Origin of the sequence: Enterococcus sp. DIV0901a, from assembly GCF_051711525.1 — a bacterium.
GTDB lineage: Bacteria > Bacillota > Bacilli > Lactobacillales > Enterococcaceae > Enterococcus_B > Enterococcus_B faecium.
The window spans coordinates 166,370-181,624 of sequence record NZ_JBIOMW010000002.1; the positions used below are offsets into that span (position 1 = coordinate 166,370).

Below are 15,255 nucleotides of genomic sequence, written 5' to 3' on the forward strand. Positions count from 1 at the left end.
AAAAAAGGATTGCTATTGATGAGTACATTAGCAGTCCTTTATATTAAATATCTATTTAATTTTAATGCTTCTGATTTCATTTAATCCCTCTTCATACCAATCCATATAACCATATTCCTTTCCATAGATAATCTTTTCGAACGACCAGTATTTTTCTTTCATCCTATATTTTTCCAAAACTGTCGGTATATCCTTATGTTTGTAATGGTTCAATATTTTTGATACAAATTCCATGCCGTATTCTTCATCATCTTCCATCAAACTTATAAAATCATTGTCGGGATCAGAAATAGCTGCATCTCCAAAATCGATTATTCCACAAATAGTATTTTTTTCGGTATCAAATAAAATATGATCACTGCTAAAATCGTTATGAATAAGACAAGGATAGTATTTGAAGTAGATTTCGTTCTCTAGAATATCCCTGTAAAAATCATCCACTTTCTTCATCTGGGGACCCTTTAATTCCCTGGATAGTAACTTTTTGATTTTTTTATTATCTTCATTTATCTTCTCTCGAAAATCTAATACCAGATTACTTTTGAATCCAGAGATGTTTATGCTGTGAAGTTCACTTAGAAATCGGGCCAGGTCCTTAGCTGCCTGATTTTGAGATTGCTTCGGCAGATTATTGAGTAGAAGAGGTGTCAATGGTACTCCTTTAATTTTTGTAAAACCTGCGAAAGACATTTGGTACGTTTCTGATGGCATTCCTGTAAAAACCACCTCCGGAATGGGGAGGGGTAATTTATTGTGGATTCTTTTGAGTATATTTACTTCATTAAAAAGATTAGTAGATCCTCTTGAATGCTTTGGAAATTTAAAAATGAAATCCCTGTTTATTTCATATGCAATACAGTCATTGCCTTCTCCTGAAATCTCTATTGTATTGATAGTAAAATCAGGATATAACTGCTCTATTGCCTTTTCTACCTGGTCGAAAGTATAAGTTCTCATGACTTCTCTACTCCTTTTAATCAAAAATCTGATTGACTGTAAATAAGAATTTAGTAATTATAGTTAATTCATTTTTGTTTCATGCTATTTCCATATAAAAATCTTGCATAACCTATCTCTGCAGCATTTTTCATTAACTCTGCATTTAACCAAAGTGCAGTATCTGCAAAGTTCCTCTCATCTAATGGCCATTTAGCATTGTGTTTCATTAAAAGTTCCCCATCGGATAACTCACTTAATTTAGATACCCATTTCTCGTGCAGGGATTCTATGACTTCTTTAGCGTTTTCTATACTTCCAGGCCATGTGATATCTTCTTTTTTTATCGATCCATTTCCAAAGTTGTAATCTAATGCAGTGGACCACCAATATATGATATGCCACATTAACCAGGCTATACTCATCGGTCCCATTTCATAGCTCTCACTTTCCGGCCAGTCTATGATCCAACCATCATTTACCTTTCGTACCTGAAGGCTTTCGAAGCTGTACGCCCAGTATGCTTCTGCTTCTTCCAGATTTTCCGTATGGTATTTATAGAGCTGCCAGCACATGTCTAACTGAAATAAGATGCTATCTCTTATCTGAAAGCTTTTCATTACTAATTTCCCCTTTTAAATTGTCATTATAGACAAAAAGTCCATGATCTATACAATAAACATACAATTTACCACTCTTGAGAAGTGGGACTCTTAAAACTGGACTTTGTACCGGATATAATTTCACCTTCCATCATCTGTTTTATGTCTGCTCCCAAAATAGCAGAAAGTTTAGGCGAGACTAATGATCGTTCCTTATCAGTCAGGTGCCTGTCTGACGAGAGATTAAATGTATCTTTCATATTAATAACACCCAATTCCTCTGAAATGAGGTTTATTCACAAACTTTTTTTGTTCTGAATCCTATAAATAAAGCATTTATTAAATACCTAAATTCCACGTTGTTTTACGAAAACCATTAAAAATCGATATTTTCGCTGAACCTACGAAGAATTCAAGTAGTTACTCCTACATTTTAACATTATTCACACCCCTTCCTCAACACATTTGAATAAGATATACCCATTATTCTCAATTAAGTTGCAAATATCACAATTCTAGGTTCAATTAATAAACCACTCGATTCATTCAAGCGATTCAAGCGCCAATTTATCAATCGTTACGACTCTAAGCAGATACATTTTTTATACACCTCTTGATAAGGATATTTGCTTGAGAGCTTCATAATCACAGACCTAGCTGTTTTGATAATTTTGGCCGCAAGAAAAACGTATTTCAAGCGAAATGTCTTTATCTGCTGCCTATATTCACAATATGGAAACATTCATAATAAAGACATAGTTAAATAAAGGTATACTCTATTGACCTATAAATGATAGCAACTTAAAAAATCAAGTGTTCGCTTCGCTCTCACTGCCCCTCGACGTTTTAGTAGCCTTTCCCTCACTTCGTTCAGTCCAAGCCAACTAAAAGTTTTCGGGCTACTCTCTCCTTCTCCCCCTAATAATTAATTAAAATCTTACTCTGTATATTTCTGCTAATCATTCACTAAACAGCAAAGAAAAAACAAACACGTATCATAGATATAAATGTAATGGCATAGTGCGGGTTTTATTTTCAGCCTGTATCATAGCTAAACAAATCGAGTTGTGTGTCCGTTTTAGGGCGTTCTGCTAGCTTGTTTAAAGTCTCTTGAATGAATGTATGCTCTAAGTCAAAAGAATTTGTCAGCGCCTTTATATAGCTTTCTTTTTCTTCTTTTTTTACTTTAATGATCGATAGCAACAATGATTTAACACTAGCAAGTTGAATGCCACCATTTCTTCCTGGTTTAATCTTAAAGAAAATTTTCTGATTCGCCTTCAGTACCTTCAGCAATTTATCTAATGTCCGTTCAGGAATGCCTAACGCTTCTCTAATCTCTTTTTTGGTCGTCACCAAATAAGGCTTATCTATCGCGCTTTTTTCGCTAATATAAGCCATTAAATCTTCTTTCCATTCTGACAAATGAACACGTTGACGTTCGCTTCTTTTTTTCTTGAATTTAAACCACCCTTGACGGACAAATAACTCTTTACTTGTTAAGTCACTTGATACCCAAGCTTTGCAAAGAATGGTAATGTATTCCCTATTAGCCCCTTGATAGTTTTCTGAATACGCACTTCTAACAATTTTGATTACTTCTTTTTCTTCTAAGGGTTGATCTAATCGATTATTAAACTCAAACATATTATATTCGCACGTTTCGATTGAATAGCCTGAACTAAAGTAGGCTAAAGAGAGGGTAAACATGACGTTATTACGCCCTATTAAACCCTTTTCTCCTGAAAATTTCGTTTCGTGCAATAAGAGATTAAACCAGGGTTCATCTACTTGTTTTTTGCCTTCTGTACCGCTTAAAACCATTAGACTTGAACGAGTAAAGCCCTTATTATCTGTTTGTTTGAAAGACCAATCTTGCCATTCTTTGAAAGAATAACGGTAATTGGGATCAAAAAATTCGACATTGTCCGTTCTTGGTATACGAGCAATCCCAAAATGATTGCACGTTAGATCAACTGGCAAAGACTTTCCAAAATATTCACGGATATTTTGCGAGATTATTTTGGCTGCTTTGACAGATTTAAATTCTGATTTTGAAGTCACATAGACTGGCGTTTCTAAAACAAAATATGCTTGATAACCTTTATCAGATTTGATAATTAACGTAGGCATAAAACCTAAATGGTTCTGTTGCAAAGTTTTAAATCTACTATCAAATAAGGTAGAATAATAGAAAAAGATAGCAGGAGGAATGACGATGAATCATTTTAAAGGAAAGCAATTTCAGCAGGATGTGATTATTGTAGCCGTGGGCTACTATCTTCGTTATAACCTTAGCTATCGTGAGGTTCAAGAAATCTTATATGATCGTGGCATTAACGTTTCTCATACGACGATTTATCGTTGGGTGCAAGAATATGGCAAACTACTCTATCAAATTTGGAAAAAGAAAAATAAAAAATCCTTTTATTCATGGAAAATGGATGAAACGTACATCAAAATTAAAGGAAAATGGCATTATTTGTATCGAGCCATCGATGCAGATGGTTTAACCTTGGATATTTGGTTACGTAAAAAACGGGACACACAAGCAGCCTATGCTTTTCTTAAGCGGTTAGTGAAGCAGTTTGATGAACCGAAGGTTGTAGTCACAGATAAAGCCCCCTCTATTACAAGTGCCTTTAAGAAACTAAAAGAATACGGCTTTTATCAAGGGACAGAACATCGTACCATTAAATACCTGAATAATTTGATTGAACAAGACCATCGTCCAGTAAAGAGACGCAATAAATTCTATCGAAGTTTACGCACTGCCTCTACCACGATTAAAGGCATGGAAGCCATTCGAGGATTATATAAGAAAACCCGAAAAGAAGGCACTCTCTTCGGGTTTTCGGTCTGTACTGAAATCAAGGTATTATTGGGAATCCCAGCTTAAATCATAGATACCGTAAGGGATTTTATTCTTTATTTAAAACTTTGCAACAGAACCGCTTTATAAAACGCCGTTTGTATAATTAAGCGAGACAAATAAAAAAGCCATTTATGTTACACTCAAATTGTAATACCCGCTAAAGCATACAAGGAGAGTGAACATAAATGACTTATACCCATCTTACACCAAACGAGCTTGTAATGATAGAAGCATATTTTCATCAAGAAACTCCGGTTGCCATCGTTGCGAAGCAGCTTAAACGTGGACGCCAAACAATTTACAATGTCTATAACTTTCTCAAATGTGGTGGAACAGCACTTGAATACTTTGAACAATACAAAGAAAATAAGCGACGTTGTGGGAGAACCGAAATCATTTTTCCTGCTGAGGAAAAAGAATACATTGCAAAAAGATCAACTGAAGGTTGGACCCCAGACGTCATTATTGGCCGTGCAGAGCGAACCTTCTCTTGTTCAGTAAGTACCCTCTATCGCCGGTTTAAGACGGGAGAATTCAATGTTTTACATTTACCGATGCAAGGAAAACGAAAACCAAATGGTTATAAGGAAAAACGTGGAAAACAGGCATTCAAAAGAAATATTTCTGAGCGTAAAAAAGATTATGTCGTTTTCGAAGAAGAATTTGGACATTTAGAGGGTGATACGATTGTCGGCATCCACCATAAAAGTGCCGTCATCGCACTCGTTGAGCGACTTTCAAAAGCCATTATCGTCTTGAAACCAGAAGGCCGTAAGGCAGTTGATATTGAAAATTCGATTAATGAATGGCTTCAATCCGTACCCAAAAATCTTTTCAAATCAATTACCTTTGATTGTGGAAAAGAATTCTCTAATTGGAAAAGTATTAGTAATACGAATGATATTGATATTTATTTCGCAGACCCAGGAACGCCTTCCCAACGGGGATTAAATGAACATTCAAACGGACTCCTCCGAAAAGATGGACTACCAAAAGAAATGGACTTCAACCAAGTCAATCAAGGATTCATCTCATCCGTTGCGTCCAAAAGAAACCATATCCCTAGAAAATCACTAAATTACCAAACACCATTAGAAGTTTTTTTGAGTTACGTAAATGGAAAGTTTTGTCTCGCTTAATTTGACAAATAATAATATTTAAACCGTATATCGAGTGATTATCCTTGTGTTAGCATTACATCCGTGTTATAGTAAATAAGTAATCTAATTTGAAACGTAATCTGAGCGATATATTCACACTATAAAAACTCCTTTTACCAAGTAATATTAATTGCAATAAAACACGTATTATATACGTATCAGGAGGAAATATATATGAATAACGGTACAGTAAAATGGTTTAACTCAGATAAAGGTTTTGGTTTCATCACTGGTGAAGATGGAAATGACGTATTCGCTCATTTCTCAGCAATCCAAGGAGAAGGCTTTAAGTCTTTAGATGAAGGCCAAGCAGTTACTTATGATATTGAAGAAGGACAACGTGGTCCTCAAGCAGTAAATATCGTAAAATAATGTTGAACGTTAACCGCCTCATATGAGGTGGTTTTTTTGTTTATGTCGGTAGAAAAAATTCCTCACCGTAATATTAGGTGAGGGATTTTTTTCGTTCATTAATTAATTTTAACATTATTTTTTGCTTCAGTTTGGCTATTTTCTGACAGCCAGTTTTTACCTGCTTTATTTGAAATTGTCGAATCGTAAAGAAGCTACTTTTTTGAGCAAAGGAATTTACATATTTTATTAAAAATGGTTTGATGGTTTAAACTAATAAACAAAAGAGGTGGATCACAATGAAATGGTTATAAGGAAAAACGTGGAAAACAGGCATTCAAAAGAAATATTTCTGAGCGTAAAAAAGATTATGTCGTTTTCGAAGAAGAATTTGGACATTTAGAGGGTGATACGATTGTCGGCATCCACCATAAAAGTGCCGTCATCACGCTCGTTGAGCGACTTTCAAAAGCCATTATCGCCTTGAAACCAGAAGGCCGTAAGGCAGTTGATATTGAAAATTCGATTAATGAATGGCTTCAATCCGTACCCAAAAATCTTTTCAAATCAATTACCTTTGATTGTGGAAAAGAATTCTCTAATTGGAAAAGTATTAGTAATACGAATGATATTGATATTTATTTCGCAGACCCAGGAACGCCTTCCCAACGGGGATTAAATGAACATTCAAACGGACTCCTCCGAAAAGATGGACTACCAAAAGAAATGGACTTCAACCAAGTCAATCAAGGATTCATCTCATCCGTTGCGTCCAAAAGAAACCATATCCCTAGAAAATCACTAAATTACCAAACACCATTAGAAGTTTTTTTGAGTTACGTAAATGGAAAGTTTTGTCTCGCTTAATTTGACAAATAATAATATGTGAAAATCGAATCTTGAGATAGCTATTCCCCTTGAGATATTCACTGATACTTCTACTCAAATCATTTAAATTTTTATAATTATTTGTACGGAACGTATATATATCAACATCTATTTAGACGTTGTCGGTGATACAATGTCATTTTTCCCGTGTACTATGTCATTTATCTCTATACTTTGTCATTTTTCTTTTTGGGCAATCAAAAAAGGCAACAAACCAATTATGATTTGCTACCTTCTCCGTTTAAAAACTTATCTTAGCCCCAAAATGGAATCCAATTTTTAACTTCTTTTGCCAATGCATACGCCTTAGCAAGACCTGAGTTTTCAACTAAATATTTTTCCCCTTCCAGAGAAACACTCCCCCAGATATGAACAGTGTTATCCGCCCAAACCATGGATTCTAGTAAGCCATTGCGCGAAAGAAATTTAGTTTGTTCTAAAATATCTTCTTCTGGAACTTGCCCTTTAAGCTCAATAAAAGGATTCTTTTTTTCATCACGCAATTTAAGAATTGCATATCTTAGTTTGTTCTTATCCAACCTAACACCACCTCTATGCTCTATTTCTTATTTCTTAGCGAATCATTAATACTTATTCCGTTATCATATTTCCAGTAGTCCCAACCATTCCGGCTACCCCCTAATAGCAGAGCTGCTGCATTCGAAACAGATGAGGCAGTGTAATCTTGAACAAATTGTAGTCCCCCAATTGTTTCTTCAATGATTCCATTATCCAACAGCTCTTGGCGAGTTTCATCTAGCGAATCAGATGCAATATCTTTAATCTTAGAATAAATTTCTGAACCTGAATGTATAATCACGGTCTCGTCTTCGTTCAAATACCCAGTTGCTTTTATTCCTTGCGCCTCTAAGAAAATTTCCCTATTCCCATCGTGTTCATAGTCGCCCGACGATCTCAAATAGGGATACATAGTAATCAGTTCATTGATTAGAGCTTCACTTCTGGCAGAAATATCCGATGATGTCCACTCAGTCAATTCGTACAAATCTTTATTCATACGAATATGAAGGGTATCTTCAAAGATTTTCTTTTTGGTCTCAAAGTCTTTATTTCCCGCGGCCGAATTATCAGGATTTGTAACGAGTGTTAAATTACCAATGGTATTTACTAATCCTGTGTATTCTTCCCCCGATGTACCAGCCTTCTCTTCCCAATATGAAGTACTAGTCTGTGGCATGATGTGTTCAATGGACAAGTTACTCATATCAAGTGTTGCTGAATTTTCTCGATTCTCTATTTTTTCAAGTAACCAACGGGCCAATCTCATCGCATAAGCATTGGCATTCAATAGATTAGATTTCAATGCCTTGTCAGATGGAAGTGCCATATTATTTGATTGATTTCTAGTAACAAGAACATAAATTACAATATCAACGATATTTTCATATCCATTAGCTTTAGCGTACTTCCTAACACTTTTCAAATATGAAGGAAATGCTTTTGACACTCTGCTTGTATCATCCCCATTAAAATATCTCCTAAGCTGATAATCATTCACTACCTTAATCGCATCAATATATTGGTCTTCAGTGATAAATTGGTCATGATAGTACCATTCAGATAATCCCAAAACAAAAGGTGCAGGCATCATACTTTCCATACTTTGGAAATCGCTCAATACTTCTGAGTATTTTCCTTCAGGTTTGTTATAGTAAAGTCTCGCAAAATAACCAGCATATCGCACTAATTTTTGGAGCAATTCGGCATCACTTGATACATCGCGCTCTTTATGCCAATAGTCTTTGAATGCTTGATAAAGAATATGCTTTGCTGAATACTCCCCAGTTATTGCAGCAAGGTAGTATCTGAAAAAGTCTTCCATTCCTTTAGAATTATCAAAGACTTCTTCCAACCTACGCCAATATTTAGTATAAAGCGTAGTCTGCTCTTCATTAGATTTATCCATCATGATGAAGTTTCGAATCAAATCCGAGGCAGTCAATCTTTCACCGGTAGAATTGATACTTTCAAAAATTTGCTGTGCATTATCACGGTCATCTAATTTAATATAAACAATACGCGTGGTGCTAGTTAATTTTTTCCTAGAGGAAAATGTCTAAACATGTTGGTAAATCAACAAAAAACGCATATAGTAGTCTCAAAACTCCCAAGAAATGAGGACTACATATGCGTTCATCAAAATATACTGAACATTATACAGATACTTTTATAACATTCAAGGAAATTATGAGAACTGTTTCTAACATATACCACAATTGTGTACCAGATAAGATTAAAAACCGAAGAAATACTGATCAACTGAAGCAACGCGATACAGTGATTATTGCTTGTGTTATATGGGGCATAATTAATGGCTATACTAGCCAAAGAGCCACGTATAGAGCGGTTTGTTCCGTCTTATTTCTTAATGGTGACTTTCCTAGTAGGAGTCGATTCACTCGCTTAAGTTCAAACTTAGCTTACACTATCAAGATTATTCGATACTTTTTCATCAAGAAGCTCACCAAAGGTGAACTAGTCGGAATTATAGATAGTTTTCCTAGTCAATTATGTAAACCAGTTAGAAATAGACAAGCAAAACTATTGAATCAAATAGCCAAAGTTGGCTATAACTCAACAAAAAAATCTTATTTTTATGGTCTTAAAATTCATATGATCGTTACTAAGACTGGCTTTCCGATTACTTACTCAATCACGAATCCAGGTGTCCATGACGTGAAAGTGTTAGAGACTTTATCGGAAGAAGCGAATCTTCCCAATATCCTAGGGGACAAAGGATATATTAGCCATAAAATCCATGAAAAGCTTGCCCTTAAGGGCATTACTATATCCGTTCCGCCACGTAAAAACATGGATAAATCAGAAAAACTAGACCACAGCTTACTTGGAAAACAAAGAAAAACAGTTGAGACTGTTTTTTCTTCCTTAGAAAAATTAGGTTGTCAAAATTTCAACTCACGTTCTGTTAAAGGGCTAGAGAGTAGATTTGAAAGCATATTACTGGCTTACAGTGTTCTATTAAGTCGAGCACAACGACGTTTTGAAGGAACTTTGAGATATTCTTTAGGATATTAAAATTAACTAGCACCACGGGTTAATATATTTTTTACCAGCAAACCATACATATCTTTTTTCATTAAGTATGTTCACTATCTCTCCTCCATTAATTATATTTAGCATCAAATAGTTATTGTACCTATATTTTATCCCATTCCTTTTAAAACAAGAATACGTACAAAGTAAAATGTTGTAAATAGTCTAGCAGGGAAGTATATTTTCATGTACCAACATAATATTTAAGAAGTTTCCCATAGATATATTGGACTTCCTCTTTTAAAACACAAAAATAAATACTACCTTATTTAGGTAGTATTTATTAAAAGTTACGTCAATTTTGATTAAAAATATACTACTTGAACCTCTCATGAGTAAAGTCACGAAATTTTTGGGAATAGAGCGTACTTGATATCTTATTTTTTCACTAATAGCAGTGTCTCTTATTCACCAAGCGATCCCCGTAGTTCCTACGGTTCTTAATTTTTCTCTAGACTAATGATTGTATCTTTAGACCTTCGGCCATAACATGGAGCAAAATAAAAAGGTACTAAGTCTTATATATCAATCTTCGAGTAACCGACGGTTAACAACCATATCGAGCGGCATTAATCACCCACCTGTAGAGGATGAGCGACTTTTTCCTAATTATTGTTAAAAGCCTAGTTTCATTTGTTTAGATTGGAAAATACGTCCTACAAGTATCTCTTTTTTTTCATGGTCGATCCGATAAAATAAGGCATAGCTTTTGCCGATCACGATCCGATATGTTGGGATATCCATTCCATAGATTTCGGAAACTTCCTCATGCATAGTTGGAAAATTTTTGGTTAGTTCTAAAGCCTTCTGGATCGCACCTACAAATCTTTTTATGCTGGCTGGAGAAAGAGCAAGCTCATTTTCCCATTCTTCTATTATCGTTTCAAGGCTGGTCTGAAAACTTTTAGAATAAACTAGCGTGTACTCTTTCATCTATTCACTCCAGCCGTATTTTCCGAAAGCTTTTACCATTTCAATTTCTGAAACTGTTAAACCTTTCTCAAAGTCTTGGAAACTTTCTTCAATCAATTTGCGATCGTGTTCTTTTGCTATTTGAGTAGTATCTAATATGAATAAGTTGCCTTCTTGTTTGGCTTGGATAATGTCTCCGCTTCTTAATCCAAGAGAGCTTGGAAGGATCACTCCCACGCTATTGCCGATCTTTCTAACCTTTAGTTCTTTTCCCATGTTATCACACTCCTTTTAGTTTTTGATGAATAAATTATAACATGTTATAACAACAATTGCCAACGGTGTTTCTTAAGGGATTCCACTCCATATTATTATTGGACAAAATAAGCCACTTAGAACGCTGAAAACATATACAAACGATATCAAAATACGAGTGAACTACTCACCATACACTTCCGTTAACATCCATTTAACAGAATTAGGCAGAAGTCGCCCATCCTCTATAGGTGGGTGATGAATGCCGTTCGGTATGAGGGTTACCGTTGGTAACTCGAAGACCGACAACTAAGGCGTATTGCCTTTTTATTTTGTCCCATGTTACAATCAGTCTATACAAGAAATGAGTTGATATAACATGGAATTAGATACAAATAATCATTCAGTATTTCTTCTTTATTACCACCTTGTTTTAGTAACGAAATATCGTAGACAAGTGATTGATGATGAAATATCTGATTATGCCAAAACTACTTTTGAAAGAATTTCAGAATCGTATCACATTACTTTAGTGGAGTGGAATCATGATAAAGACCACGTTCATATTATGTTCAAAGCTCAACCTAAAACAGAATTGACAAAATTCATCAATGCCTATAAAAGTGCCAGCTCAAGATTGATAAAACGTGACTTTCCAAGAGTCAAACAATTTCTTTGGAAAGAAATGTTCTGGTCTAAAAGCTTTTGTCTTCTGACAACTGGTGGCGCACCAATTGATGTGATTAAGAAGTATATCCAAAATCAAGGAAACAATCATAAATAGAAAGTAGGTGAACTTTATGGAACAACTAAAAGCATACAAATTCAGAATCTATCCAACAGAGGAACAAGAAATCTTCTTTGCCAAATCTTTTGGTTGTGTCCGTAAGGTCTACAATCTAATGCTTGATGACCGAAAAAAGGCGTATGAAGAAGTTAAAAATGATTCTTCTAAAAAAATGACTTTTCCGACACCAGCTAAATACAAGAAAGAATTTCCGTTTTTGAAAGAAATTGATAGCCTTGCTTTAGCCAATGCCCAACTTAATTTAGATAAAGCATACAAGAATTTTTTTCGGGATAAATCCGTTGGATTTCCACGTTTCAAAAGTAAGAAAAATCCTGTTCAGAGTTATACAACGAATAATCAAAATGGTACAATTGCTTTGATTGATAGTAAATTCATCAAAGTTCCTAAATTGAAGTCATTAGTAAGAATTAAGCTTCATAGACAACCAAAAGGGATTATCAAATCTGCTACAATATCACGTCATTCTAGCGGTAAATACTATATTTCTTTGTTGTGTAAAGAAGAAATTATCGAATTACCTAAAACTAATTCCACAATTGGTATTGACTTAGGTATTATGGACTTTGCGATTCTTTCTGATGGACAAAAAATTGATAATAATAAATTCACGTCCAAAATGGAAAAGAAACTAAAGCGTGAACAACGCAAATTGTCTAGGCGTGCTTTATTGGCTAAAAATAAAGGTACCAATCTATTTGAAGCTAAAAATTATCAAAAACAAAAACGCAAAGTAGCTAGATTGCATGAAAAAGTAATGAATCAACGTACTGATTTTCTGAATAAGTTGAGTACAGAAATGATCAAAAATCACGATATTATCTGTATTGAAGACTTAAACACAAAAGGTATGTTGCGAAATCATAAATTAGCTAAAAGTATTTCTGATGTTTCTTGGTCAAAGTTTGTGACTAAATTACAATACAAGGCTGACTGGTATGGACGAAAAATCATCAAAGTAGATAAATGGTTTCCGTCTAGTCAGATTTGTTCAGAGTGCGGACATAAAGATGGCAAGAAATCTCTTGAAATTCGAGAATGGACTTGTCCTGTTTGTCATACTCATCATGATCGTGATATCAATGCTAGTATCAATATTCTGACCGAAGGTCTAAGACTACATTCTATGGGATTGGCTTAGATCCAATCATCAAGAACCGTAGGAACTACGGGGATAGCTTGGTAAATAAGAGACACCGCTGTTAGTAAAGAAATACGCTATCAAGTATGCTCTATTCCCAAGAAGCTCCCACTTCAAGCGTTAAGAACCGTCAGGTTTAGCTAAGTGGTGAGTAGTTCACGTAGGTATTTTTATTATATATAGATTTAACATATGTCGGTCGGTTGATTGATATAGCTAAAGTTATAACTCAACCGAAGCCGATTCATCTACACGAATAAAGTTGCGAGTGTTCTCGGCTAATTCATAAAAATTGTTATGTGTTCCATATAGCAATACTGGAATAACTTTATTTTCTTGAATCTCATAAGCAACTCTATACACGGTGACCGCATACTTAAATCCATTAGACCAATTACCTGATAAACCTCCAGTTTTTTGCTCTTACTTAAATGGATCAATGGCAATTTCATCACAAACCTATAGAGGATGAGTGACTTCTGCCTAATTACGTTAAAAAATATTGAAAGTAACTCTATGTAGCAAAAAATATCTAGAATTTCATTTCCTCAAAACTGATCGATATTGTATCTAAAAATATATACTACCTAAAATAGGTAGTATATATTAAAATATGTGCTTTTGTTAGAAAAATCAATACATAAATTATCATATCTGTATATGTCATTTAGGTATTTCAGTTATGTTATAATAGTTTTGCTGTCTGCTACCCCGGCCTAATCTGGCAAGGGGAGGAGGAGATATAATGAAATACCTTTTTGATTTTGTTTTTGCAATCAAGCCACTTGCAGATGTAGTGTGCAGTTACCTCTGCAAATGGCTTGATTGCAAAATTGCCAAAAAAGACAGTAAGCCTACCCGTTAATTCTATAATATAGAAACGTAAAAAAAACCCCATCAGCCTGCACGCTGATGGGGTTTGGTGATATAATGAAATACCTCTTTGTTACTCATAATTGTACCATAATTAGTCACGAATGCAACCAATAGAAAAAACTACTTAGAACGGTAGATCATCGCTAATAACAATGCATTGTCCACCAAATGGATTTTGTGAAGCATTAAATACATTGTTATTAATTGTCGCTGCTTTTAACTAGGCCTCTCCCCTTCTATTATAAAAGAAGATATATATCATTTCTTAATTACCTACTACCTTAAACCAAAATTTAAGTACTACCTAATTTAAGTAGTACTTAAACAATCTAAAAAATAGTTATCCCAATTGTTATGCTTTTATAATACGATTATTTGTAACAAAATGAATATTATATAATTAAACACTACCATATTTAGGTAGTGTTTAATTATTAGCAAAACAAAAAATATTTATTCTATTCTCTTAACTTCAACTAAGTTATGCTGCACACCTTTATATAAATCATATGCAACTCATTAGCTAGACAAACTACAAGCATGTAGTTTTATCTGTTAATTATGTACTACCTAAATAAAGTAGTTTATAATTAGCAAGTATATATATTTAAAAATTTAAGATTAATTTTTTTATGACTTGTACAAATTTATCTGATATTCTCTTATTAAGAACTACCTAATTTGGGTAGTTCTTATTTTTTACATTTTAAGTAGTATTTAATTGCAATTTGGTAGTATTTTTTTATTATCTTATTCTTAGAACGGTAGTACTTAATATAAATATAGGTAGTATCTAATTTAAGTATTAATGGTAGTATCTAAATTAACAGGTAGTATGTAACTACTTTAAAGTAATTTTTTTCAGATTAACACAGTAGTATCTTATTAAATAAGTTAATTTTAATGGTAGTACATAATTATTATATATATCTGACATTGGTAGTACTTATTGTATTTTTTAGTAGTATATAATCTATTGTTTTCTAGCCTAAAGCCTTGTCTTATAAGAATAATATAATATATACTACTGAAATAAGGTAGTATATATTACTAGTAATGGTAGTATGTTTTATATGCATAAGGTAGTTCTTAATTTATTTTTTGTTTTGACACTGGTAGTACTTAATTATCTTTAATTTTAAAACTAAATTTTATTCATACGTTTTTCTGGTAGTATTTAATTATAAATAATATTTATTTAAAGTAGTTCTTAATGACTTTAAAGGTAGTACATAATTCATTTTATTTCTGATTTTAGGTAGTATTTAATTAAAAAACAGTTTTAATGCGTTTGCATTTTTTATTTATCTTTGCTATTTTCGAAAAGAGTAGGTAATTTTACATAAATAAAACAACGTGAAAGTAGAGGATCTACA

General features: G+C 33.7%; 13 protein-coding genes and 4 pseudogenes. 7 read left to right on the forward strand and 10 right to left on the reverse strand.

All coding sequences use genetic code 11. The annotated features are described in order from the left end of the window. Positions 1 to 51: 51 nt before the first annotated feature. The 4 genes and pseudogenes from IGL70_RS13735 to IGL70_RS13750 all read right to left on the reverse strand — a co-directional run bounded on the left by IGL70_RS13735 (position 52) and on the right by IGL70_RS13750 (position 3,695). On the reverse strand, positions 52 to 957 hold the full coding sequence (locus IGL70_RS13735) for an aminoglycoside O-phosphotransferase APH(2'')-IVa (protein WP_021401024.1): 906 nt from the start codon (positions 955 to 957) through the stop codon (positions 52 to 54). A 68-nt stretch (positions 958 to 1,025) separates the two neighbouring features. Continuing rightward, positions 1,026 to 1,556, reverse strand: a complete 531-nt coding sequence (locus IGL70_RS13740) for a DinB family protein (RefSeq protein WP_021400993.1) — start codon at positions 1,554 to 1,556, stop codon at positions 1,026 to 1,028. A 559-nt stretch (positions 1,557 to 2,115) separates the two neighbouring features. Next, positions 2,116 to 2,265: pseudogene (locus IGL70_RS13745) on the reverse strand (IS1380 family transposase); the annotation flags it as partial. 308 nt (positions 2,266 to 2,573) lie between these two features. Further along, positions 2,574 to 3,695 carry a primase C-terminal domain-containing protein gene (locus tag IGL70_RS13750; RefSeq protein ID WP_240187450.1) on the reverse strand — a complete coding sequence of 374 codons (1,122 nt, stop codon included), beginning with the start codon at positions 3,693 to 3,695 and terminating at the stop codon, positions 2,574 to 2,576. A 61-nt stretch (positions 3,696 to 3,756) separates the two neighbouring features. Between IGL70_RS13750 and IGL70_RS13755 the strand changes: the two genes are divergently transcribed. The 4 genes and pseudogenes from IGL70_RS13755 to IGL70_RS13770 form a co-directional block, all read left to right on the forward strand. Further along, the gene (locus tag IGL70_RS13755; RefSeq protein ID WP_001015311.1) at positions 3,757 to 4,437 is read left to right on the forward strand and encodes an IS6-like element IS1216 family transposase; all 681 of its coding nucleotides are present in this window, start codon (positions 3,757 to 3,759) and stop codon (positions 4,435 to 4,437) included. A 161-nt stretch (positions 4,438 to 4,598) separates the two neighbouring features. After that, complete coding sequence (locus IGL70_RS13760; RefSeq protein ID WP_010722054.1) at positions 4,599 to 5,552, forward strand: IS30 family transposase; 954 nt, start codon at positions 4,599 to 4,601, stop codon at positions 5,550 to 5,552. 195 nt (positions 5,553 to 5,747) lie between these two features. Continuing rightward, positions 5,748 to 5,945: a cold-shock protein gene (locus IGL70_RS13765; RefSeq protein ID WP_002293041.1), complete on the forward strand. Its 198-nt coding sequence runs from the start codon at positions 5,748 to 5,750 to the stop codon at positions 5,943 to 5,945. Between the two features lie 282 nt (positions 5,946 to 6,227). Then, a pseudogene (locus IGL70_RS13770) lies at positions 6,228 to 6,791 on the forward strand (IS30 family transposase); the annotation flags it as partial. 275 nt (positions 6,792 to 7,066) lie between these two features. Here the strand turns inward: IGL70_RS13770 and IGL70_RS13775 are convergent. Then, entirely contained in the window at positions 7,067 to 7,351 is a 285-nt protein-coding gene (locus IGL70_RS13775) for a YjcQ family protein (RefSeq protein ID WP_002303603.1), read from the reverse strand. A gap of 20 nt (positions 7,352 to 7,371) precedes the next feature. Beyond that, positions 7,372 to 8,742 carry a DUF4357 domain-containing protein gene (locus IGL70_RS13780; RefSeq protein WP_002324486.1) on the reverse strand — a complete coding sequence of 457 codons (1,371 nt, stop codon included), beginning with the start codon at positions 8,740 to 8,742 and terminating at the stop codon, positions 7,372 to 7,374. A 218-nt stretch (positions 8,743 to 8,960) separates the two neighbouring features. Here IGL70_RS13780 and IGL70_RS13785 point away from each other — a divergent pair, with 218 nt between their 5' ends. Continuing rightward, a complete protein-coding gene (locus IGL70_RS13785) occupies positions 8,961 to 9,869 on the forward strand; it encodes an IS982-like element ISEfm1 family transposase (protein ID WP_002326174.1) in 909 nt (302 codons plus the stop codon). A gap of 633 nt (positions 9,870 to 10,502) precedes the next feature. On the opposite strand, the gene IGL70_RS13790 is transcribed toward IGL70_RS13785, so the two are convergent. Then, on the reverse strand, positions 10,503 to 10,820 hold the full coding sequence (locus IGL70_RS13790) for a type II toxin-antitoxin system RelE/ParE family toxin (protein ID WP_002290394.1): 318 nt from the start codon (positions 10,818 to 10,820) through the stop codon (positions 10,503 to 10,505). Beyond that, entirely contained in the window at positions 10,821 to 11,075 is a 255-nt protein-coding gene (locus IGL70_RS13795) for an AbrB/MazE/SpoVT family DNA-binding domain-containing protein (protein ID WP_096705444.1), read from the reverse strand. It lies immediately after the preceding gene. Between the two features lie 358 nt (positions 11,076 to 11,433). Between IGL70_RS13795 and tnpA the strand changes: the two genes are divergently transcribed. Continuing rightward, on the forward strand, positions 11,434 to 11,838 hold the full coding sequence (gene tnpA / locus IGL70_RS13800; protein WP_002287522.1) for an IS200/IS605-like element ISEfa4 family transposase: 405 nt from the start codon (positions 11,434 to 11,436) through the stop codon (positions 11,836 to 11,838). Positions 11,839 to 11,854: 16 nt separating this feature from the next. Next, positions 11,855 to 13,003, forward strand: coding sequence for an IS200/IS605 family element RNA-guided endonuclease TnpB (gene tnpB / locus IGL70_RS13805; protein ID WP_002323589.1), 1,149 nt, complete (start codon positions 11,855 to 11,857; stop codon positions 13,001 to 13,003). Between the two features lie 222 nt (positions 13,004 to 13,225). Here tnpB and IGL70_RS13810 read toward each other — a convergent pair. Both IGL70_RS13810 and IGL70_RS13815 read right to left on the reverse strand, forming a co-directional pair. Continuing rightward, a pseudogene (locus IGL70_RS13810) lies at positions 13,226 to 13,450 on the reverse strand (type II toxin-antitoxin system RelE/ParE family toxin). Positions 13,451 to 14,003: 553 nt separating this feature from the next. After that, a pseudogene (locus IGL70_RS13815) lies at positions 14,004 to 14,090 on the reverse strand (single-stranded DNA-binding protein); the annotation flags it as partial. Positions 14,091 to 15,255: the final 1,165 nt, after the last annotated feature.